We start from the raw sequence: 24600 nt of genomic DNA on the forward strand, positions 1-24600 counted from the left end.
TATTTAATTGAAACCTAAATTGTAATTATAATATTGTGTTTTTCGGGAGCAATTAAATACCATCTCAACATAAAAACACCTGAAGTTGCGCCCTATTTAAAGCAGACTTAGGTGTTGAAGATAAATTAAAAGGGTTATGAATTTTTTGTCCATTTCCACCATGGCTGAAGTATTTAGTTTCACACGTAGAAAACGGGCATTTTATGAATGCCTTTGTATTGTTGCTATTTTTTTTCGAGGTGCTGAAAAAGGTATCGGTTATTTTAAATGTTACAACCTTTATATGGCAATCCGAACAAGGATTTTCGCAACATTTTCCTGAAGTTTTATCAAAATAAATTGAAAGTAGTTTGTTGTTACAGAAGTTCTCCTGAATGGTCACCCCTGTTGCAGTTAAGGTAAAAAACAGGGCAAAAGTTATATAAAATACTTTTTTCAACATCAACCAAAATTTATCAAAATCATTTCAAAATCAGACTTAACTTTTTAGAATTCTCATGGCATTAAAAACCGCTATCAAAGCTACGCCCATATCCCCGAAAACAGCTTCCCACATGGTTGCAATCCCGAAAATGCCCAGACCAATAAAGGCTGCTTTAACCACGAGGGCAAAAATAATATTTTGCCATACTATATTTCTGGTTTTCCTGGCAACGTCCATTGCAACAGCGACTTTTGAAGGAGAATCGGTCATCAGCACAACATCGGCAGTTTCGATAGCTGCATCGGAACCAAGTGCGCCCATGGCAATTCCCACATCTGCACGGGCAAGCACAGGGGCATCGTTTATGCCATCGCCCACAAAAGCAACTTTGCTGTTTTTGTTCAGCATTTTTTCGATAAACTCAACTTTGTTTTCAGGTAGTAATTCGGCATAATATTCTTTAATGCCCAGCTTCCTGGCGAAAATACCCGCGGCATACTTGCTGTCGCCTGTAAGCATTACTGTCTTAATGCCTTTTTTGTTTAAACGTCCGATAGATTCTATGGAATCCTCTTTCAAACTATCTGATATAACAATATAGCCAGCGTACTTCCTATCAATCACAACATGCACAACCGTACCTTCAATTTCACATTTGTCATGTTCTATATTTTCTTTATGAAGGAGCTTATCATTCCCAACAAATATTTCTTTTTTGTCAATGTTTGCCTTAATCCCATGCCCGGATATTTCTTCCACTTTTCCGATTCTCGAATTGTCAAAATCCCGCTTATAGGATTCTATTATGGATTTTGCTATCGGATGGTTAGAATTATATTCAGCATACGCCGCGTATTCTGATATTTCTTCCTTTGAAAAGCCGTTTGAAACCACAATTTCGGAAACCTTGAATTCGCCTTTGGTCAATGTGCCTGTTTTATCAAATACCACCGTCTTGACTTGTGTTAACGCATCCAGAAAATTGGAGCCTTTAACCAAAATACCCCTTCGGGAAGCCCCACCAATTCCACCAAAATAACCCAGGGGGATGCTAATGACCAGGGCGCAGGGACAAGAAATAACCAACACAACCAACGCGCGATAAATCCAATCGCTAAAAGTTGCACCACTTATTAAAAGCGGGGGCAAAACAGCAATAAGAAGGGCGCCAAAAACCACTACTGGCGTATAATATTTCGCAAAAGTGGTAATAAACTTTTCAGTTTCTGCTTTTTTTGAAGTAGCATTTTCAACCATCTCAAGGATTTTCGAAATGGAAGATTTGCCAAAAAGCCGGGTTACTTTTACGGTGATTAAACCGGATTGATTTATCATGCCCGCCAATACTTCATCATTTGGGTTTATTTTTCGCGGGACACTTTCCCCTGTGAGGGCAGAAGTATCAACAAAGGAATTACCGTCGATTACCAAACCGTCCAGCGGGATTTTTTCGCCGGCTTTTACTACTATCTCGTCTCCAAGGTTCACATCTTCCGGCGAAACCTTTATTGTATCTCCACCATCTTTAAGGTTCGCATAATCGGGTTTAATTTCCAGCAAAGATTTGATTGATTTGCGGGAGCGGCCAACGGCAATATCCTGAAACAATTCACCAACAACATAAAATAACATAACCGCTACTGCTTCGGGCATTTCATCTATGGCAAAAGCCCCCAGAGTTGCTATCGCCATCAAAAAATTTTCGTTAAAAACCTGGCCTCTTATGATGTTTTTTATTGCCGCTGCAAGGACTTTCCATCCAACAATTAAATAAGTTGTGACAAATACCAGATATTCAGCGATGTGATAAGGTGTACCGTGAAGCTCTTCTTCGAATATCAACCCGATAAGTAAAAGAAGAATGCCTGATGCCGCTTTAATTATTGTCCACTTGTTTTCGGCAAGTTCACTTGTTGGAACCAATGTTTTCCCTTTATCATTGTCTCCTACTTCAACCTCCGGTTCTATCTCCTTGATACGGGCTTTAACTTTTTCAAGATTATCGGTATCAATTGTCATCGAAGAGGTTGCGAAATTGACAGTTACAAATTTTACTTCATCAAGTCTTGTCAGGCTGCCTTCGATTTTTGCAGCACAGGATGCGCAGTCTATGTTTTTTAGTTTATATTTTTTCATGCCACTGTTTTTACAACTATTCTCTTATAAACGTTAGGCAGTAAAACAGCAGATTGCTATTCACTTCATAACAACCTGCTGTTCGTTCGGCGATTATTCTTTGCCGTTTTCCAAACCAGTTTTTACCCGGTACACCTTTTCAACATTGGAAACATAGATTAGTCCATCGCCGGGATTTCCCGTGCGTCCTTGTTCCGAAATGATGGCAACAATTTTATCCACATTTTCTTTGTTACATACTATTTCAATTTTGGCCACCTGACTGTCGGTTATTGAAAAAAGCGTTGAAACAGACGGGTCGGAATTTTCAAGGTTTCCGGTTCCTTCAGCCATAGATACCGTCAGGTTCGGGCAACCAGCTTCGAGTAAGTGATGAAAAATGTCATTCACTTTAAATGGCTTTACAAATGCTTTTATTTCTTTCATGATATTATATTTTTTATGTTGGAAAATTTGATAATTGATATTCTCTTTGTTTGCTATTCTTCGCCCGTTTCGCCCTTTTTCATTTCCGATAGCAGGTAATAGGCATTGTTCATGGCCACCAACGAACCTTTTTTCAAGGGTGAAGACAGTTTTATCTCTACAAAACCATCTTCCTGCTGACCACTGATAATTTCTACCGGTTCAAATTTCCAACCGTCCTTATCCTGCTCTGAAATAAATATTACTGATTTTCCGTCCTCATTAACAATAGCTCCTTCGGGAAGTGCATAGGCATAATCTTCACCCGTAGAAATTCTTCCGGTGATATACATACCCGATATCAATAGGCCTTTTTTGTTTTCAATTTCGGCATGAACATGCACTGCCTTGGGGTTTTGTTCAAAGGATTTGCCCACGGCAAAAATTTTAGCTGACAAGGTTTCACCGGGAACCGATTCAATTGAGAAAGTTACGTTTTGACCTTCTTTCACCTTGTGAACGTCTTTTTCGAAAACCATTAAATCTGCATGGATATGGTCGTTGTTAATTATTTCAAACATTTGCATCTGGGGGTCGACATATTGCCCGGTCTTTACGTTCACTTTTTCGATGAAGCCATTGATTGGACTAATTACCGGAACTTGTTCAACAATATTCCCCTGCTTAATTTTCTCCGGGTCGAGTTTAAGTAATTTCAACTGGGCTTCGAGGTTTTTCACTTCACCGGTAAGTGAGAGGAAATCAGATTGTATTTTTTGAAAATCCTTGCCTGAACCAACCTGTTCTTCGTACAGCCTTTTTTGCCTTTGGTATTCTTTGTCTGCATATTGCAACTGGTTCCACGCATTTAAATACCTGGTTTGTAAATTCAGTAAATCGGGATGACTCAGATAGGCCAGTACCTGCCCTTTGTTAACCTTTTTGCCTTCAAAAACATTAATCGAAGTGATATTTGCACCAATGATTGCTGTTACCGAAGCCTCATTCTGGGGCAATACCTCAAGCTGCCCATTGGCCACAACCACACTTGAAAAATTACGTTTCGACAAAGTATCCACTTTCATCCCTAAAGCGTTAAATTGTTGTGCTGTTAACACAACAGTTGTTAAACCGCCTTCGGCATTTTCTTCCTGACTTCCGCTCTCCTCGGCGGTTTCAGGTTTTTGGCTGCAAGCTGAAAAGGCAAAGATGAGAATTCCTGCTATGATTACTGTTTTCATAGTTATGAGCATTTTTTTTATTATTTCTATTTTCATTTTTTTTATTTTGAAGCATTTATAAAATATTCAACCTTAAACCTTGAATCGAGATAGTTGGCATTTGCATCCCAGTAATCGAATTCAATTTGCATGGCATCCCTCATGTTTTGGAGGAAAGTAACATAATCAATTGCACCTTCCCGGTAGGATGTGATTGCCCCCTGCTTTTGTTCTTTTGCAACAGGTAAAGCCACATCACGGTAGTATTCCGACGTGCGAAGCCACTTTTGATAATCTTCGTACAGGCTTTTATACGCAGCGTTGATTTCCAATTCTTTTTGGTAAAAATTCTCCCTCGCAATACTGCTTTCTATTTTTGCCGATTTGATTTTACCTGATTGTGACGCGAAAACAAGCGGGATGCTTAATCCGAACTGGTATTTATAAAACCCGGTTTGGGTGCCGATTTTCTGGCTCCCATATTCGGCGGTAAATTTAGGCAGGTATCCGGCCTTTGCCAGCTTAATCCTTGCATCGGCCAATTGCACCCTTTGTTCATAAAGTTGCAATTGAGGGTGTTGATAAATCGAATCCAAAGGTAAATATCCCGGAACGCCTGCATCTTTAATAGAATTGTCGTCGACCGTAAAGACGGTATCACTAACAAGCCAAAGATTTAATTTTTGCAGGGCAATTTGGTAGTCCATTCTTGATTTTTCCTTTTGGACGGTGATTTGTTTGGCCTGGTTTGATGCTGACAGGTATTCAAGTTTTGACGTGGCCTGGGTCTCGTAGCGCAGCTTTGCAGCCCGTTCAAAATTCCTGAAAACAGAATCGAGTTGTAAATAAAGCCTGTACCGGTTTTTTGCACTGTACACTTCACCCCAGGCAATACTAACTTCGCGCACAAGCTCCAGTTCTGTCAGGTTAAGGGCAGTTTGGGAAATAGCTACCTGCTTGTCCTGCACCTTTGATTTAGCCCCGATACTTAAAACATCAAATTCCTGTCTCACCAAAATGGTATTGTAGATACCATTATCCGTGTTGTTACCAACTTCCTCAGCGCCTGTTGAAAACTCGGTATTTCCGATATCCCACGCTGTCTTTTTCAGGGCTTCCTGGTTTTTTATCTCAAGTTGGGCAGCTTTTATCAACGGAAATTTATTTTTTGCCCTGCTTACTGCCTCATTAATTGTAATTTGAGGTAGGGAATCCGTTTCCTGTGCCTGGGTATTTAGAGAAATAGAAAATAGCCCAACGCTCAAAAACAACAAGATAATCAGCGTTGCGTTAGGAGTTTTAAAACGCCTTTGTTTTCTTTTTTGCGTGAACGATTCAACCAATGCATACAATACCGGAATTACAACCAACGTAAGGAAAGTGGCACTAAATAAACCACCAATTACCACAGTTGCAAGAGGACGTTGTACTTCTGCACCTGCTGAAGCTGAAACTGCCATGGGCAAAAATCCCAACATAGCTGCTGTCGCAGTTAGAAGGATGGGTCTTAACCTTTCTTCTGTCCCGATGGAAATCCGTTCCATAATATTAGCGACACCCTCCTTTTTAAGCGAATTGAAGCGACTGATAAGAACCAGGCCATTTAATACGGCGACACCAAATAGGACGATAAACCCAACCCCTGCGGAGATGCTAAAGGGCATTCCCCTAATCCACAGGGAAAATATGCCTCCAATGGCAGCGAGTGGCACAGCCATGTAAATCATTACCGTTTGGGGAAACGAATGCAGGGCAAAATATAAGAGGATAAAAATCAGGGCTAAGGCAATAGGTAAAACAATCGACAACCTGTTTTTTGCCCGTTGCAGGTTTTCAAATTCACCGCCGTAAGTAATGTAATAACCGGCTGGCAAATCGAGTTGTTTATCCAGTTTCTGTTGAATTTCATTTACTACCGATTCAACATCCCTTCCCCTGACATTTACTCCAACATAAATTCTCCGAAAAGTGCCTTCCCTTGAAATTTGCATTGCCCCGGGCTGAAAGTCTATCTCAGCGACTTCTTTAATAGGGATTTGCTTTCCGTTAGGCAGGTCAACATATAAATTTCTTAAATCTTCAATGCTTTTCCGGTGTTCTTTATCAAGCCGGATAACCATGTCGAAACGCCTTTCGCCCTCAAAAATCACCCCTGCGCTGCTTCCTGCAAAAGCTGCACTCACATACCTGTTGAGTTTGGCAATATCCAAACCGTATTGGGCTATTTTTCTCCGGTCATATTGTACCGTCATTTGCGGTAATCCGGCAGTCCTTTCAAGGGTAACATCTTCCGCACCAGGTACTGTTTTTATTATCTCCTCTATTTTCTCCCCCTTTTCAGAGAGCACATCCAAATCTTCGCCAAATAATTTAACTGCGACATCTTCCCTTACTCCCGTTAAAAGTTCATTGAAACGCAACTCAACAGGTTGGCTAAATGTAAAATTAAGGCCAGGCAGATGAGCCAGTTTTTCCCTGATTTTTTCTATCAGCTCTTCTTTTGTTGTTGCAGAAACCCATTTGCTTTTATCTTTTTCAAGAATAATAAAGCTATCGGTAAAGTCAAATCCCATCGGGTCAGTTGGGATATCGGCAACACCAATCCGGGCAGCCATAGTTTTTACTTCCGGGAAATTTGTCATAATAATTTTTTCAATTTCTTTTTCCCGGTCAATTGTTTCCGACAAAGAACTCCCGGGACGAAGGAACGTTTGCATGGCTATATCCCCTTCATCAAGGCTTGGGATAAATTCGCCCCCCATCCGGGTAAAAATAAAAACGGCGCTTCCTAATATTGATATGGCAATAACGAGGGTTACAATTTTACGTTTTAGCGCTATTTGAAGAACCGGTACATAAGCAACATGAATCCTGTGTAACAATTTACCGCTGATTTTTTCCAGAATATTTTCGAAACGGGAGAACCAACTGGTTTTGCTTTTTGAAGGTCTCATTATAATGGATGAAATCATTGGGACGTATGTAAGACAGAGCAATAAAGCCCCAAGGACGGCAAACCCAAATGTGAAAGCCATTGGCTGGAACATTTTGCCTTCAACCCCGGTAAGAAAAAGTATCGGTGCAAAAACAATCAGGATAATTAGTTGTCCGAAAAATGCGGAATTCATCATGGTACTGGAGGCATGATAAGTTAGTTCATCCATTTGTGCCTGGCCAAATTTTTCTTTCCCCGCTTTTATCCTTTTCTCGATTTCATGGACCGTCCCCTCGACGATTATCACAGCGCCATCTACGATAATACCAAAGTCAATTGCCCCAAGGCTCATCAGGTTTGCCCAAACATTAAATATCTTCATTAAAATAAAAGCAAACAGCAGCGAAAGAGGGATAACCGAAGCGGTAACCAGACCCCCGCGCAAACTTCCCAATAAAATAACCAGTACAAATATGACGATAAGGGCGCCTTCCATCAGGTTTTTACTGACAGTACTTGTCGTTCTTTGAATTAAATCGGAACGGTCAAGAAAAGGAACTATTTCCAGGCCTTTTGGTAAAGTCTTCTGTACTTTGGCAATACGGGCTTTTACGCTTTGTATCACTTTATTCGAGTTTTCGCCTTTCAGCAGCAAAACCATGCCCCCAACGGCTTCATGCCCTTCCTGCGTGAATGCGCCGTAACGAACCTGGCTACCAAAATGAACCTGTTCAGCCACATCGCTAATTAATATGGGTATTCCATTTTCGTTTTTTACTACAATATTTTTTATATCGTCCAACGACCTGGCTAAGCCTTCGCCCCTGATAAAATTGGCCATGTGCCCTTTTTCGATATAAGCTCCTCCGGTATTGACATTGTTGTTTTCCAATGCTTCAAAAACCTCGGTAATTGAAACACCCATGGCATTTAATTTATCTGGATTCAGGGCTATTTCGTATTGTTTGATGTTCCCCCCGAATGAATTTACTTCAACAACACCCGGGATTAAAGCCATTTGCCGTTTTACAATCCAATCCTGGATGGTCCGTAATTCGGTTGGGGTATATGTGGTATCATAACCGGCTTTAGGCTTTATCGTGTATTGAAAAATCTCACCCAAACCTGTCGTAATAGGCCCCATAAACGGTTCGCCAAACTGAGCAGGTATCTCGTCTTTTACAGCATTAAGTTTTTCCTGAACAACCTGCCTGGGCAAATAGGTACCCATATTGTCTTTAAATACAATTGTTACTACAGACAAGCCAAACCGTGACACTGAACGTAATTCAATAACCCCCGGCAAATTGGCCATAGCCAGCTCTACCGGATAGGTAACAAATTGTTCGATGTCAACTGTGGATAAATTCTGTGAAACGGTAATTACCTGCACCTGATTGTTGGTAATATCGGGAACCGAATCAAGGTTGACTGTTTTTAAAGAATAAATACCTCCCCCAATCAGGGCAAAAAGCATCAGGCTTACAATAAATTTATTCTTTATTGAAAAAGAAATTATTTTGTTTATCATTTCATATCTGTTTTATTTGTTTGAAACTTGAGTTTATTTTTAGTGTCTTGATTCATAATATTCTCTGAAGTTTTCTTTATTCCTGAAATAAACCAATTCGGGCTTATTTCTTTTTTTAAGACCGATAATTGCATCCGATTTATTTATTGAATCTCCTGAAACGGCATCAGCGACAATAGCAACTTCCCTGAAATGCTTCGCGAGATGATTGAAGCATTGCTGGCTACAGAAATAGTATATTTTGTCATCAAAAACCGCTTTGGTGCTTTCATGGATTTGAAGATTATCCCCATTCATACATATCCAATTCTTAGGTACTACTTTACCATACCATACCATTTTACGCCAGGCTAACCTTGTGTCGCACCGATAGGTATAAAAAGTCAGAATTGACATTGAGCATAGAAAAAGGATGCTGAAACTTATCAGCATGGTCCTGTTAAATTTTTTATTTTCAAGCCTTTGCTTTTCAATCAACTCATGCTTGCTTAATCTCTTCTTTTTCATAATTAAAAGATTAAGTGATTACTATTGCCGATAAAATTCTCTATCGGATTTATAAGAAAATCAAAAAGAAATTAAACAGTAGCGGGGGGCGCCCTTAATGAATGGTTGGTAAGGAATATTTGTTCGGGTGGAGAAAACCTAAAAGGAATGGGTAGGATTAATGAATTTCTTGTTAATTGTAAATTAGGTTTTGGTTGAGTTATTGACAAATCAAAAGCAGGTTGCGATACGACTGATGTCGCAACAGTTAAATTGCCAGGCTTTTCAGAAACGACAATATTTAAGGCGTGGCAATGCGTTTCAGGATTGTCACCGTGTTTTTCAGAATTTGAAGTTTCACAGTGAGAATTTTGCGAATGCGAATCAATGGAATCGAAGTGATGGTGGTGGGGAATAACGGCATGGGCAAAAATAATTATCCCTGCAATCAGGACAAGAAAATTACCCGTATGTTTCTCCATTAATTTCAATCTGTCAGAATTTTATTCAAAAATTACAACGTCAAAGATACTAAATTGTTGATGCAACCGGGTTGCAAAGTTACCGTTCACAATTGGAGCAAACGCCTTTAACAACCATATTCACACTTTCGAGGGAAAAGCTATTGGGGAGATTAATTGTTGGAACAGGAATGTCGTTTAAACAAAAAGTTTGATTGCAATTTGTGCAAAGGAAATGAACATGAAGGTCTTCGGGGTCGCACTCGCAATTGTCCTGACAAAGCGCGTATCTTAATGAGCCGGAACCATCTTCAATGGAATGAATCAATTTATTTTCCTGAAATGTTTTTAGTGTTCGATATAAAGTTGCCTTATCTGCTTTTTCAAATTTTTGTTCCAATTCGGGCAAGCTTATAGCTGTTTTTTGCTCCGTTAAAACTTGTAAAACCAATTGTCGCATTGCAGTTGGCTTGATATTTTTCGAGTTGAGTTTGTTGTCTATTTCTTTGTTCATTCTATCCAAAATGAGCTATTATTATTTGCTCAAAGATAACAATTTAGCATGGTTGGGCTGGTAATTACGGCTTTTAGATTCCCTTAAACTTGTTAACAACTGCCTAAAAGCTAAGTATGTTTAGCTTAAAGCTCAAAAACGGCGAAAATACAATTTTTTGTCAACGGGTAAAACGCTGATGGAATACCTGATATCGATTTATATATTTCTTTCGAATGGGCAAATCGCAAGCTTCATTTATTGGGGCTTTTCGAAGTTTTTAACCAAAAATGGAAGAAACAGTGAGATTTAACAGAAGGACCCGAAAGATAATTTATTTTTTGGGCGGAGGGTTGCAACTTGACAACGAAAGGTAGAATGTTGTCCCTTTATTTTCAGTGCTTTTAAACCAAAGTTTTCCTTTTAATTCTTTGCTTAGTTGTTTACTGATAGAAAGGCCCAGCCCCGAAGAGGGCTCGTTTTCAGTGCCTGGCCGTTGTATTTGTTTGAACTTTTTAAACAGTTGGTGGTGCAAATCTGCTGGAATGCCAATACCTGTATCTTTTATAAATACAATGGCTTTTGGTCCACGGCGTTTAAAACCCAATATCACCTGCCCTTCCCGGGGCGTGAATTTTACCGCATTGTCAAAAAGATTATCGAGCACCCGAAGTAACAATCCGGGTTTTGTCTCTGCATATATATCATCATCGGGAAAGTCGGTGTCAAAATTTATATTTTTCCGGTCGGCCTTGTATTGGTATAAATTTGCCTGTGAAGTAAGTAATTCTTTCAACGAGCAGATATCTTGTTTGAAATTTTTAACCAGCCCGGTAGAAACGTCTATTCCGAGTTCACACTGTTTGGTAATAAGCTCCGTCAGTTTTTTGATTTCAGGATTAGGGTGCTTTTCCAGTTCCTCTTCAATTATTTGCGTTAGCCCGTAAATTCCCCCTATAATATTCCGAAGGTCATGGGCTGTCGTGGCAAGAAGTTCACTAATACCAGATTTGTCAGTTTGTTGTACTTCCTTTTCAGTTTCTTCTTCCCCCAACTTTTCCCTTGCTCTTTTTTTCATAGATTTCAGTAGCGTATTTTTTGGTTTAAATTAACTAAAGACAAGTATTTTCCCGGAAATTTGTGAAGACTTTTTAATTAGAAAAAGTAAATGTAAAGCACAAATAGCGGATATAAGTTTTCTCATAAGGTCGATTTTTGTTTTAACCGGTTCCTGCAACAACTGCAAAAAAAAGCGTGGAACCGTGACTTACTGATATCAGAGGTATCGCCAAACACCCACGCACCAAATAAGCACAGCCCACGCCCGTAGCGTGAGCGACTTACTTTTAAATTTGGTGCATTTGAAAAATGGCGATTTTCTGATACCAATATAAAAGCTAACGCTTTCTATCTTAATATTTTGTATTATTTGTTATTTGCTATATCAGGTCTTTTTAAAATTGTACCGTCCAAACTTACACAAAATTGGTTTCACATTAAAATTACCTTCACAAAAATGAAAAGCAGCAATTATGTACCATCATTATAGTTTTTTACTGGTATAGATTTCTATTTATACGAATTATGCTTCTATACGTTGCTGACCTTTCTCTTGGTCTTCATTGAAGAAAAAGTTTCTCTGTTACCTTTTTAAGTCAACATATTTCACCAAAAGACAAACCGTACATCATTCAGGACAAGTACTACAACGAATTAATAATCAACATTCCTAAGCCATAATTTCAGTGCATTATAAATTCTAAATGTACAAATTATGGACAAAGATTTAACATCCGAAACCTTACTGGTTGCCCAGGAAAAAGAACAAGGCAAACCGGTTGTAAAAGCTGTAACGGGGAAACTGAACAAAGACGGGACTCCCCAAACCGTATCGGCCCGGGACAAAACTAACCCGGATTTCCTGCAAATCGACAGGCACGGCAATGCGCTGGAAAACTTCTTTTCCAATTTCATGCGACAATGCAAAAACCCCACCCAATTCAGTTTTTTCAAAGTTCCAATCAACAGTGTTTCTGAAATGTCCATTGTTATCGGCGACATCCTGAAAAACGGCTACGAATCGGGCAAAGAACTGCTGGACGAATACCGGGTAAAACCCGATGACTACCTTAAAAAACAAAACAAAGAGCAAAATCCGGAACAACACAATCAACAAGCTTCAAAACCAGGAACCACACAATCAACTCCTGAAAAGAAACCAACAGCCATATCAGAAAACGAAGTGGACTGGGACAGCCTGGCTAAAATGGGGGTCAGTAAAGAAATGCTGCAAAAAAGAAAATGCCTGGATACGATGCTGAACTATGGAAAATCCCCTTTGCTTCCCGTAAAAATGGATTTGGAAGGGATTAGTGTAGATACACAGGCAAGGCTGGCATTCCGCAAAGGAGAAGACGATAAACTTACCGTTACTGTCCACGGGGTGCGCCAGCAACCTGAACTGGACAAACCGTTTTACGGCCATCAGTTTACCGACCAGGAGAAAAAGGCTTTATCGGAAACCGGTAACCTCGGGAAAGTGCTCGACCTGAAAAAGACAGACGGTTCAACGCTTCCGGTATATGTAAGCGTTGATAAACTGACCAACGAAATCGTCGCCCTTCGTGCCGATAAAATAAATATCCCGGATGAGATTAAAGGCGTGCGCCTTGACGATAAACAAAAACTGGAATTACAGGAAGGCAAAGCAGTTTTGGTTGAAAACATGACAGCCCGGAGTGGAAAAAAGTTTTCTGCACACTTGCAGGTCAATGCCGAAAAGCGGGGGCTGGAATTCATTTTTAACAACCAGGTCCAAAACCAACAAAATAACCTTAGGATTCCTACGAAGCTCGGAGGGGTAAGCCTCACCGAAAAACAACAGGCCGACCTGAAAGTAGAAAAAACCATTTATATGGAAGGACTGACCGATAAAAAGGGGGAAAAATACAATGCCTACATTAAAGTAAATCCTGAAAAAGGGAAGCTTGATTTCTTTAAATGGAACCCGGACAAAGCACAGGAGAAAACACCTGATAATGCCCACAAGACACAGGAAGCCGTCAATTCGCAAGGCAAAACCAACGAGGCCACCAAAAATGTACAAGAACCTCTGAAACCGGGACAAACCAAGCCTAACGAGAAACAACAACGCGAAGAGGCCAAACAGCAAAAACCCAAAGCAAAAGGGCTCAAAGTGTAGAATTGCGGCAATCAAAAAAAATAGCAAAAAATAAAAATATGAAAGCAATATTAGCAGAGAAACCAAGTGTAGCAAAAGAAATAGCCCGGATAGCAGGGGCAACAAAGAGACACGACGGATACCTTGAAGGAAACGGGTGTGTGGTTACCTGGGCTTTAGGCCATTTAATTGGACTGGCCAAGCCCGAAGAATATGGCTATGGCAGTTTCCAAAAAGAAAACCTGCCCATGCTCCCCGCAGAATTTATTTTAACGCCACGCAGTATAAAGGCAGGCAAATCGTACCAGTTTGACAAAAGGACGTTACAACAACTGGAAGTTATCGAATCCGTTTTCAACCGGTGCAACCACATTATCGTGGCCACCGATGCCGGGCGCGAAGGGGAACTTATCTTCCGGTACATCTATAATTACCTGGGGTGCAAAAAAACTTTTTCCCGCCTGTGGATAAGCAGCCTGACGGACAAAGCAATCAGGCAGGGGCTTAACAACCTTAAAAGCGGGCATGAGTATGATAACCTTTACCGGGCGGCCCAAGCCCGGAGCGAATCGGACTGGCTGGTGGGAATGAACGCTACGCAGGCGATTACCTTAAATGCGGGGCACGGGCTGTATTCGCTTGGCCGGGTACAAACCCCAACACTGGCAATGGTCTGCAAACGATTTCTGGAGAACAAAAATTTTGTTCCAAAGCCCTTTTGGGTTGTGGAGGCTGAACTTGAAAAAGATGGCCTGGTAGTTAAAGCCCCGGTTACTACAGAATTTGAAAATGAAGAAAAAGCAACACAGGTTTTGCAGGTAATAAGGGATTCCGGGCAGTTAAAAGTTTCCACTGTTGAAACCAAACAACGTACCGAAAAACCCCCGTTGCTTTACGATTTAACCGCCCTGCAAAAAGATGCCAACAGCAGGCTGGGTTTTTCGGCTACCCAAACTTTGTCTGTTGCCCAGAAACTCTACGAAAACAAACTCATCACTTATCCACGTACCGGAAGCAGGTTTATACCGGGGGATGTTTTCGAAGAGATACCTGCATTAATTTCGACGTTGCACCAGCACCCGGTTTTGGGCGATTATGCGAAAAAACTGAACCCGCTGAATGACCAGTGTGTCAACGATGGAAAAGTAACCGACCATCATGCATTGCTTATTACAGAAAATAAACCTATAGGTTTAAAGAAAGAAGAACAGGCAGTATATGATATGATAGCCGGACGGATGCTGGAAGCTTTCTCCCCGAATTGTCAAAAAGAAATAACCCTGGTTGTATTCAATTGTAACGGCATTGAGTTAAAAGCCAACGGAACCGTTACCACAACCAAAGGCTGGCGTGCAGTGCTGAATGCCTGCGAAGAAAACGAAACAGCGCTACCTGAATTTTCCGAAGGGGAACAGCTGCCAATAACCAGGGCTGAAATTCTTAAAAAGCGGACCAGGCCGAAACCATTGCTGACCGAAGCCGCTTTGTTGTCAGCCATGGAAAATGCCGGAAAAGAACTGGACAACGAAGACTACCGCAAAAGTTTAAACACAGTGGGGATTGGTACCCCGGCAACACGTGCCGCCGTTATCGAAATCCTTTTTGCAAGGGAATATATAAAAAGGAACGGTAAATCACTTGTCCCGACCGAAAAAGGGCTCGCTGTTTATGCCGTTGTAAAAGATATGAAAATTGCGGATGTAGAAATGACAGGCAACTGGGAATATGACCTGGCACGTATTGAACAGGGGGCTATCGATGCCGGGACATTTTTGCGGGGAATCCGGCAATACACAACACAAATCACAGAAGAACTGCTCCACAGCAAAATTAGGATAGAAATAAATGATACTCCCGGCGTTGTTTGCCCCAAATGCAAAAAAGGAAACGTGTTTTTCTATTCCAAAGTTGCCAAATGCGACCATTCAGATTGCGGGCTTGTCATTTTCCGAAATATTTATGGCAGAATACTGACCGATGCTCAAATCGGTCAGTTGCTGTCCAATGGAAAGACCCCCGAAATCAAAGGCTTCAAAAGCAATAAGGGGAATACATTCAATGCAATTCTGGTATTAAAGGAAGATTTTAAAACAGGTTTTGAATTTGTACCCGATAAAAAGTCATTAAATACCCGAAGTGATACCTGTAAATGATGCTCTGCGGTACTTTGGCGCCTGCTCATTCAAAACTGCGGCGATATCCCCGCTGCGCCGGGGACGCGGCAGTTTTTTTTCATTCACAAACGCCAAAGAACCCCGCATATCCCGGGCAGGAAGGCAAAAGGGCGTTTCACGGTTTACACCGGCCACGCCCTTTCACCACCCTGCTTTTCCGGGAGTGGTTCCCGTTAACAACCGGTATTCCTGTTAAAGTAGAATTTCTTTTCAATAGTGTGATTACTAAAAACTCAACAAATCATGGAACTCTCATATTTTCAATTACGCCTTATCACTTTCCTGGAAGAAAACCATCCCGATAAACTCAACGACCGGCAATTTATCCGGCATCGCAGTGAACTGGCTGCAGAGGCTTATTCAGAAGCCATCCGAAACGGGGCAAATCATATTGAAGCAGAGGAGCTGGCTAACGCAGAGTTACTCCGCGGGCTACACTTCTCAAGATACAATGCGCTTTTTGAGGTACTGTCCGAAGAATTTTCAGATACGGTAAGCGATGAAAAAATTCAACAGTATGCACTGGAACTACTGCCCCTGTGCAAAGATGTCTTTGCAACTTATGACCTACACGACAGTTTTGAGGACACCCCGGAATATGAAAAATTATATACGGAATTAACCGGAAAAATTGTTGCGTATGGCTTATAACAAAAGACAACACCTGCTGGATAATACACAGGCCATCCGCACACTTTTCCGCCTGGAAAAAGGAAACAGGCAACCCTCCGGCGAAGAACTGGCAGTTTTGCGGAGATTTTCCGGCTTTGGCGGTTTAAAATGTGTACTGAACCCTGTAAAGGATTTAAGTGATGCCATGCGCTGGACAAAATCTGATTTGCCGTTGTTCCCACTGGTCAGGGAACTGCATAAAGTTATCTATGAAAACAGCACAGACAGGAACCAGTACCGGCAGTTTTACAACAGCCTGAAAAATTCGGTTTTGTCTGCTTTTTACACGCCACCGGAAATTGTAACCGCACTGGCAGATTCATTGAGTAATGCAGGGATAATACCCGGTCGTTTTTTAGACCCCTCTGCCGGGATGGGCGAATTTTTGTCAGCTTTTAATAATCAGGAAACCATTGAAGAAACTGTTGGTTTTGAAAAGGATTTGCTCACCGGCAAAATGCTTGGCTATCTTTATCCTGATAGCACAATCAAAGTAGAAGGCTATGAAAATATCAGGGAAAGCCGCAATAATTATTTTGATTTGGCAGCTTCCAATATCCCTTTCGGGGATGTTGCCGTTTTCGACCCTGCGTTTCATGCTTCATCGGTAATCGCCGAAAAAATGGCAACCGGGGCCATCCACAACTACTTTTTCCTCAAAGCAGTCAAAACCCTTCGGGAAGGGGGCATACTGGCCTTTATTACTTCACAGGGAGTGATGGATTCCCCGAAAAACCAACCAGTGCGCAACTGGTTAATGGGCGAATGCAGCCTGGTATCTGCCGTTCGTCTGCCCAATAACCTCTTTTCAGATTATGCGGGGACTGATGTGGGGAGCGACCTTATCATCCTTCAAAAAAACGGCTACAAAGAACGCATCTCCGACCGGGAAGAAGCATTCATCCACAGCCGTCCGCTCTCTTCCGGTATTATTGTAAACGATTATTATCAGGACATGCAGCGAATTGTGCACACCAAGGGGTTTATTGATTCCGACCCTTACGGAAAACCAGCCTGGATATACGAACATGAAGGAGGGGTGAAAGGAATTGCAGGGGACATGCAAAATATGCTGCAAAATGACATGTCCCGCTACCTGGATATTGGACTGTTTAGCCACCATAGTGATAAGAGCCAACAGGATAAAGTTCAATCTAAACCGCCACAACAGACACAATCAGCACAGCAGGGAGTAAGCTCTCAAAAAAAAGAAACTAAAAACAACCCACCGCATACTGTAAAATTGCAACCCGGTGGCGCAACGCAACTCAGCCTGTTTGACCAGTTTGAAGCTGCATCGAATAACCGGAAGGAAAAACCCCAAAAAGAAAATTTTGAACCACGCCCCTTTGAGGGGGAACTGCACCATTTTCTCAGCGATGGCAGCCTTGTAGCAGTTAATGGTTCACAAGTGGGGTATTTACGGAACATAAATGATAAGGGTACCATTTTTCATCCCCTGGACATCGGGCAAAAACAAAGGGGCATTATTCGTTCTTACATCGAAATAAGGGATGCCTACGAGCAACTCTACCATTTTGAAGCTACGGAGAAAAAAGAGAACTCCGAAATACGAAAATTGCTAAACAACCAATACGATACTTTTGTCCAAAAGCATGGTTTCCTGAATGCCCCGGACAACCTGAAAGCCATTAAAATGGACAAAGGGGCGTTATCTGTTTTGGCTTTGGAGCGATACATTGATGGTAAGGCAGAAAAAGCCGATATTTTCCTCACCCCGGTGAGCTTTTCCAATTCAAACCAGGCAGAAAATATCAGCCCGGAAGAAGCGTTGGCTTTGTCGCTAAACCGGACCGGAAATGTGGATTTGGATTTTATGGCCCGGCAGACAGGTATGGAAATTTCAGAGGTTAAAGAACAATTGCACGGGCATATCTGGTTTAATCCTTTGGAGGGAAGCTATGAAACTGCTGACAAATTTCTGGCCGGGAACGTGGTACAAAAGGCAGGTTTAATAAAAAAATACCTGGAAGAAAATGACGGTAATCCCGCTATTATAAATAAACAGGAAGCAATTGAAGCTTATAATGCTTTGGAAAAAGTCATCCCTGAACCAATTTCTTTTGAACAACTGGATTTTAATCTTGGTGAACGCTGGATACCCACCGGGATTTATGAAAAATATGCCTCTTATCTGTTCGATACCGATGTGAAAGTACACTATCTCCCGAACCTTGACGAGTTTTCAGTGGAAGCAGGCCATTATACTGCCCAAATCCACGACAAGTTTTGCGTACGCAGCCAAAGCCGTTCATATAACGGGATGGCGCTCTTGAAACATGCGCTGCTCAATACCACCCCCAACATTACCAAAACCATTACTGTAGATGACAAAGAGGTAAAAGTCCCCGACAATGAAGCTATCCAGATGGCCGGTAGCAAAATTGACGAAATACGTGAAGGTTTTACCGAGTGGCTTTACGGGCAGTCACCGGAGTTTAAACAACGGTTGGCCGGGCTGTACAACAATAAATTTAACTGCTTTGTCCGTCCTGAATATAAGGGCAGCCACCAGTCATTCCCCGGCCTGGACTTAAAAGGGCTGGGCATAACGGATTTGTACGACAGCCAGAAAGATGCCATTTGGATGTTAAAGCAAAACAGCGGTGGGATTTGCGACCACGAGGTAGGGGCAGGCAAAACCCTGATAATGTGTTGCGCCGCCTACGAGATGAAACGTCTGAATATCGCTTCAAAACCAATGATTATCGGGTTGAAAGCCAATGTGCACGAAATAGCGGAAACATTCCGAACAGCTTATCCCCATGCCAAAATACTATATCCGGGCAAACAGGACTTTACCCCGCAAAAACGTCTGAAAATTTTTCATGACATAAAAAACAACAACTGGGACGCCATCATCCTGACCCACGACCAATTTCAGAAAATTCCACAGTCGCCGGAAATGCAGCAACGCATATTACAGGAGGAACTGGACAGCGTGGAAGAAAACCTGCAAGTACTCAAAAACCAGGGGGCCAATGTGTCGAATGCCATGCTGAAGGGTTTGTTAAAACGCCAGTCCAACCTGGAGGTAAAACTTAAAAATATTGCACACCAGATAGAACAACGCACCGATGATATTGTGGATTTTAAACAAATGGGCATAGACCACCTGTTTGTTGATGAAAGCCATAAATTCAAGAACCTCATGTTCAATACCCGCCACGACCGTGTGGCAGGGCTGGGCAATTCGCAGGGAAGCCAGCGTGCCTTAAACCTGTTGTTTGCTATCCGTACCATACAAGCAAACAAGGGCAAAGATTTAGGGGCGACTTTTCTTTCAGGGACAACCATCAGCAACTCGCTGACGGAACTGTACCTGTTGTTTAAATACCTGCGCCCTGAAGCCCTCGCCCGGCAGGATATTCATTGCTTTGATGCCTGGGCGGCCATCTACACAAAAAAAACTGCCAATTTTGAATTTTCCGTAACCAACCAGATTGTGCAGAAAGAGCGTTTCCGCTATTTTATTAAAGTCCCGGAACTGGCTGCTTTCTATTCTGAAATAACCGACTACCGCACAGCCAAAGATGTGGGCATTGACCGGCCGGAGATGAACGAACAGCTTTACCACATTCCACCCACGCCTGACCAGGAAGATTTTATAAAAAGGCTGATGGCTTTTGCCCAAAACGGGGATGCAACAATTTTGGGAAGGGCGCCCTTGACGGAAAGGGAGGAAAAAGCCAAGATGCTGATTGCAACCGATTATGCCCGCAAAATGAGCCTGGATATGCGGATGATAAGCCCGCATTATGAAGACCACATTGACAATAAAGCTTCGCATTGCGCAACCAATATAGCCCTTTACTACCGGAGCTACCAACAGCAAAAAGGGACACAGTTCGTATTTTCTGATTTAGGGACTTACAAGCCGGGAGAATGGAATGTTTACAGCGAGATTAAGCGAAAGTTATATGAAGAACACGGCATCCCGGCCCGCGAAGTCCGGTTTATACAGGAAGCCAAAACCGATAAAGTTCGAAAAGAAATTATCAGAGGTATGAACAGTGGGCAGGTTAGGGTTTTGTTTGGTTCTACCGATATGCTCGGCACAGGGGTAAATGCACAGAAAAGGGCGGTGGCCATCCATCACCTGGACATTCCATGGCGCCCTTCCGATTTGGAGCAACGAAATGGGCGGGCAGTGCGGAAAGGCAACGAAATTGCCAAAGCCTTTGCCGGAAATAAGGTGGACACTTTTATATATGCCGTAGAAAAGTCTTTGGATTCCTATAAGTTCAACCTGCTGGCCAACAAACAATTGTTTATCCGTCAGCTAAAGTCTAACAATATGGGTACCCGCACCATTGACGAAGGCGCTATGGGCGAAAACTCGGGTATGAACTTTTCGGAATATGTGGCTATTTTGTCCGGCAATACCGAATTATTGGAAAAAGCAAAACTGGAGAAGAAAATTACAGCGATGGAAAGTGAACGCAAAGCCTTCTACCGCTCCCGGAGTTCCTCTGAATACAAACTCAGTGAAATACAGCACGCCATAAAACACAGCAATACGGTTATTGAAGAAATGACAGCCGATTGGCAATTCTTACAGCGACGCTTACAGAAAGATGACAATGAAAATTTATTAAATCCCGTACATCTGGATGGGTTGAATACTTCCGCTTATGAAGTTGTTGGGGCAAAACTTAACCAGATAAATGATACTTTCAATACTAAGGGCGAATATCAGAAAATTGGGGAACTTTATAGCTTTCGGCTATTGGTAAAATCAGAACTGTCGGCTATAGACGGCTCATTTTTTAGCGATGACAATTACATTGATAACCGTTTTTTTATCCAGGGGCAAAGTGTTATAAAATATACCTACAACAATGGCAGGATAGCCAGGGACCCTAAACTGGCTTCCATGAACTTTTTGAATGCCCTGCATAAAATCCCTGAATTGATAGAAAACCACCAAATTCAAAATGAAAAGCTTAAAAAGGACATCCCTGTTTTGCAGGAGGTAGTTAACGGGAAATGGCGGAAAGAAGAAGAACTTAATAAACTGAAAACGGAACTTTCGGTACTGGAACGTAAAATTAAGGTTTCGCTTGAAAGGCAAAGCCAGCCAAAGGAAAGTAGTCCGGAGAAAGCTGAAAAGGAAAAAGAGATGGTTGAAGTGGAAGAAACAAGAAACTTTTACCAGCCGAAAGGATGCAGGTTGTAGTTTACAACTGACTTAGTTTGAATATAGCTGATGAATGAATTGGTTAATATTCATTAGAGAAGGTTCACAATATTCAACTAATTGATAAAGGCATCAAAGGACGATTGACAAGGACCTAGCTCTGCATGCCATTCTCCGGCTGAAAATAATTTCATGCACATACAATAAATGAACGCTCGCTTGCAGGTACCACCGGTCTTTATTAAGATTGGCATCCTTTATCGAAATTACAGATTGATTACTGAATTATAGTCTCCAACATCTTGACCGTTTGGAATAAGTTTATCGGCTTCTGGGTCATTGTCCCAAAAAACGTCATCAACTAATTCATTTCCTTTTTCATTGGTTAGGAAACTCTGTTGTTAAGGAGGCAGGTTACAAAAACATGCTATACTCAACTTATCGTGTCGTTTTTTTACTTCAATTTTATTTTATGATTTTGTTCAAGGGCTGGAATCAAAAACCTTTGGTTGCCAAATTAAATTTGATATTTTTGAATAAATTGCAAGGAAACAAAAGTAGCCAAACTATCGCTAATCACAAAAGAGACCCAAATACCGTTTAAGCCCCACATGTAGTTTAGGCTATATATTATAGGAATAAATAGCACAACAGGACGCAGAAAAGCGAAAAATGTAGCAATCCTTTTTTCGTGTAGCGCCTGAAAATAACGGGTAACCACAATTTGAACCATGTAAGAAGGGATAGATAGGGCGAAAATACGTAAAGCTATTCGGGTAATATTGATGACACCCTTGTTATCATCAATAAAAATTCCGATGATTATATTGGGAAACAGTTCCAGTACAATCAATCCTAACATCCCGATTAAACCCACTATACTCATGGCGTATAGTAAGGTTTTACGGCTGCGATCGAGGTTTTTCGCACCAAAGTTAAAGCTTACAATGGGCTGCATACCATCGCCGGTTCCCAGTGCAGTCATCTGAAAGATAACATTCACACTAAAAATAATTCCCATTGCCGCAACCGCAAAAGTTCCTCCCGACTGAAGTAGCAAATTGTTGGCAGTTACATTTTGTATACTGCTGGACACATCCATAATAAAGGGAGCTAAACCCAGGGAAAAAATGGGGAGAATCATGTTTTTCTGCAGTCTAATATTTTTCCATTCTATTTTAATCAGGCTTTTTCCACTGAGGTAGTATCTGAGTAAAAGGATGGCATTTACACTCTGTGCGATAACTGTTGCCAGAGCAGCTCCACTAATCCCCATCTGTAAATATTTCATAAATACAAGGTCGAGGGAAACGTTTATGAGCGATGAAATTAAAATTAAGAAAGCAGGCAAACGAGGATTTCCTTCGGCACGGCAGGTAAACTCCAGCGCAATAAAAAAGGAAAGAGGAAAGCCAAAAATGATTATCTGCAGATATTCGCCCGATATTTGAAGAAGCTCTCCCTGAGCACCAAACGCGTGTAGTAAAGGTTTGTAAAACAGCAATCCGGCAGAAGTAAACAAAACAATGGTAATCAAAAGGCCTGCCATCATCGTTCCAAGTGCTTTTTCTGCTTTGTCGGGGCGAGATTCACCTAAATATTTTGAGATTAAAACTCCTGTTCCACTGCCAAACAAGACGATGAAACCAAATTGAAAAAGAAACACCGGAAAAGTTAATGTCACCGCCGCTATACCCTCTGCTCCTACAAATTGCCCCACAAAAATACGGTCGACAATATTATAAAGCGCATTTATTAAAAGACCAAGAACTGCCGGTCCTGCATATACTAAAAGTAGCTTAGGAATAGAACTTTCCTTTAGGGAATATTGCATGGTACTCATGACTTACTGATTTTTACTAAGGCAATCATCCGTTTTCCCCTGAGTGAAGGAAACGGATGATTGACTTTTAACTAACTAACTGAATTAAAATATTTATTCTCTACCTCCACCCAATGCCTGGTACAATTTGATAATGGATTGAACCTGATCATACCAATCGTTTGTTTCAGATAATTGTGCATCCAGCAAATCTTCCTGAGCTGTTAGTACTTCCAAATATGTTGATGATGCTAGTTGAAATAACTCACGTGTATAGAGCACCGAACGTTCGAGCGCTTCCAGTTGTTTGCTACGATCTTCCTGTTTCTGTATAGCTGTAGAATATTGAAACAGAGCATTGCTCACTTCGCTCCCGGCATTCAACAGGCTCTGCTTAAAATCAAGTAAAGCTTCCTCCTGAAGAGACTTTGCTATTTTTAAATTTGCCTTATTTACCCCTTGATTAAGAATTGGAGCCGTTAACGAACCTATGGCACTGGATAAAATCTTCCGGGGATTGGCAATGATTCCGCCATTACTATTGGTCCACCCCGCAGAAGCACTTATAGTAATATTGGGGTAAAAAGCTGATCGCGCTACGTTGGTGTTATAGAAAGCTGTGGCTAAGGCCATTTCGTACTGTTTTATATCAGGGCGATTCGCTAACATTTGTAAAGGAACACCAACCGATATCTGCTCTGGAAGCTTTATGGTTTGCCACTCGCCCCGTTTTATAGCCTGAGGTGTTTGGCCTAAGGTGATGGAAAGGGCATTCTCCGTTTCACGTATCGACTGTTGTAAGTCGGAATAGTAGATTTTTAAGTCATAATAACTTGCTTCACTTTGCGAAATGGAAGCTTCGTTGGTCATGCCTACTTCTTTTAAAGCTCGCATTGATTCAATTCTGTCTTCCCAGCTTAAGATTGTTTTATCGGTAATATCCAGTTGCTTGTCGAGCATCAATAGGTAATAGTAACTATCTGCTATGCTGGCAATCAATTGAGTTTGGACGGCTTGTTTGTACGCCTGCCTTTGTTCCAAAGTCGTTTCCGCTCCTTTTTTCGTATTGCGTAAACCGCCAAACAAAGGGATCTGCCAGCTTGATGTGAGCGGCGATTCATAAGATTTTGTTGTGGATCCACCCTGATTGGATAATGTTCCTGTTGCCGAAAATGATAAATCGGGAGTATAAGCTAAGCGAGCCGAAGAAAGTGATGCCTCAGCTTGCTCTATACGAAGCAATGCCGTTTGTAAATCTACATTGGCTTCCAGGCCCTGTTCAATAAGCGCTTGTAATTGAGGGTCAGTAAATAGTTCCCGCCAGGGTAGGTTTCCTAAATTCACGCTATCCTCAGGCAATACAGCATCAACGGAACTTGTGTCGCGAAAGAGATTTTCTGTTGATACTTCTGGTGTTTCGAAGGTTTTATAGACCGAACAACTGCTTAGCAGTACGATGCTGATAAAAAATATGATTATCTTTTTCATTTTGTTTTTTC

15 protein-coding genes are annotated in these 24600 nt (G+C 41.5%); 4 read left to right on the forward strand and 11 right to left on the reverse strand.

From position 1 onward, the window contains the following. Window positions 1–64 precede the first annotated feature (64 nt). From AC060N_RS15005 to AC060N_RS15045, 9 genes are all read right to left on the reverse strand, one after another. Window positions 65–442 (reverse strand): HYC_CC_PP family protein, encoded by a 378-nt coding sequence (locus AC060N_RS15005; RefSeq protein ID WP_479524537.1) that lies wholly within the window; start codon window positions 440–442, stop codon window positions 65–67. A gap of 36 nt (window positions 443–478) precedes the next feature. Further along, a complete protein-coding gene (locus AC060N_RS15010; protein WP_479524538.1) occupies window positions 479–2560 on the reverse strand; it encodes a heavy metal translocating P-type ATPase in 2082 nt (693 codons plus the stop codon). 93 nt (window positions 2561–2653) lie between these two features. Next, a complete protein-coding gene (locus tag AC060N_RS15015; RefSeq protein WP_479524539.1) occupies window positions 2654–2986 on the reverse strand; it encodes a P-II family nitrogen regulator in 333 nt (110 codons plus the stop codon). Window positions 2987–3039: 53 nt separating this feature from the next. Further along, window positions 3040–4206, reverse strand: a complete 1167-nt coding sequence (locus AC060N_RS15020; protein WP_479524540.1) for an efflux RND transporter periplasmic adaptor subunit — start codon at window positions 4204–4206, stop codon at window positions 3040–3042. A gap of 41 nt (window positions 4207–4247) precedes the next feature. Further along, on the reverse strand, window positions 4248–8651 hold the full coding sequence (locus tag AC060N_RS15025; RefSeq protein WP_479524541.1) for a CusA/CzcA family heavy metal efflux RND transporter: 4404 nt from the start codon (window positions 8649–8651) through the stop codon (window positions 4248–4250). A gap of 39 nt (window positions 8652–8690) precedes the next feature. After that, the gene (locus AC060N_RS15030; protein ID WP_479524542.1) at window positions 8691–9158 is read right to left on the reverse strand and encodes a hypothetical protein; all 468 of its coding nucleotides are present in this window, start codon (window positions 9156–9158) and stop codon (window positions 8691–8693) included. A 71-nt stretch (window positions 9159–9229) separates the two neighbouring features. After that, window positions 9230–9628, reverse strand: coding sequence for a hypothetical protein (locus AC060N_RS15035; RefSeq protein ID WP_479524543.1), 399 nt, complete (start codon window positions 9626–9628; stop codon window positions 9230–9232). Between the two features lie 70 nt (window positions 9629–9698). Further along, window positions 9699–10112 (reverse strand): Fur family transcriptional regulator, encoded by a 414-nt coding sequence (locus tag AC060N_RS15040; protein ID WP_479524544.1) that lies wholly within the window; start codon window positions 10110–10112, stop codon window positions 9699–9701. Between the two features lie 313 nt (window positions 10113–10425). Then, entirely contained in the window at window positions 10426–11169 is a 744-nt protein-coding gene (locus AC060N_RS15045) for a sensor histidine kinase (protein ID WP_479524545.1), read from the reverse strand. Window positions 11170–11865: 696 nt separating this feature from the next. Between AC060N_RS15045 and AC060N_RS15050 the strand changes: the two genes are divergently transcribed. From AC060N_RS15050 to AC060N_RS15065, 4 genes are all read left to right on the forward strand, one after another. Then, the gene (locus AC060N_RS15050; protein ID WP_479524546.1) at window positions 11866–13293 is read left to right on the forward strand and encodes a DUF3945 domain-containing protein; all 1428 of its coding nucleotides are present in this window, start codon (window positions 11866–11868) and stop codon (window positions 13291–13293) included. Window positions 13294–13331: 38 nt separating this feature from the next. Then, entirely contained in the window at window positions 13332–15425 is a 2094-nt protein-coding gene (locus AC060N_RS15055) for a type IA DNA topoisomerase (protein ID WP_479524547.1), read from the forward strand. Window positions 15426–15689: 264 nt separating this feature from the next. Further along, window positions 15690–16097: a DUF1896 family protein gene (locus AC060N_RS15060; protein ID WP_479524548.1), complete on the forward strand. Its 408-nt coding sequence runs from the start codon at window positions 15690–15692 to the stop codon at window positions 16095–16097. Beyond that, on the forward strand, window positions 16087–21318 hold the full coding sequence (locus tag AC060N_RS15065; protein WP_479524549.1) for a helicase-related protein: 5232 nt from the start codon (window positions 16087–16089) through the stop codon (window positions 21316–21318). Before AC060N_RS15060 ends, AC060N_RS15065 begins: the two co-directional genes overlap by 11 nt. A gap of 478 nt (window positions 21319–21796) precedes the next feature. Here AC060N_RS15065 and AC060N_RS15070 read toward each other — a convergent pair whose 3' ends face one another. Together AC060N_RS15070 and AC060N_RS15075 are read right to left on the reverse strand one after the other, a co-directional pair. Further along, window positions 21797–23122 carry an MATE family efflux transporter gene (locus AC060N_RS15070; RefSeq protein ID WP_479524550.1) on the reverse strand — a complete coding sequence of 442 codons (1326 nt, stop codon included), beginning with the start codon at window positions 23120–23122 and terminating at the stop codon, window positions 21797–21799. A gap of 93 nt (window positions 23123–23215) precedes the next feature. After that, window positions 23216–24589: a TolC family protein gene (locus AC060N_RS15075; protein ID WP_479524551.1), complete on the reverse strand. Its 1374-nt coding sequence runs from the start codon at window positions 24587–24589 to the stop codon at window positions 23216–23218. Window positions 24590–24600: the final 11 nt, after the last annotated feature.

This window comes from Prolixibacter sp. DSM 2831 (genome assembly GCF_056493735.1).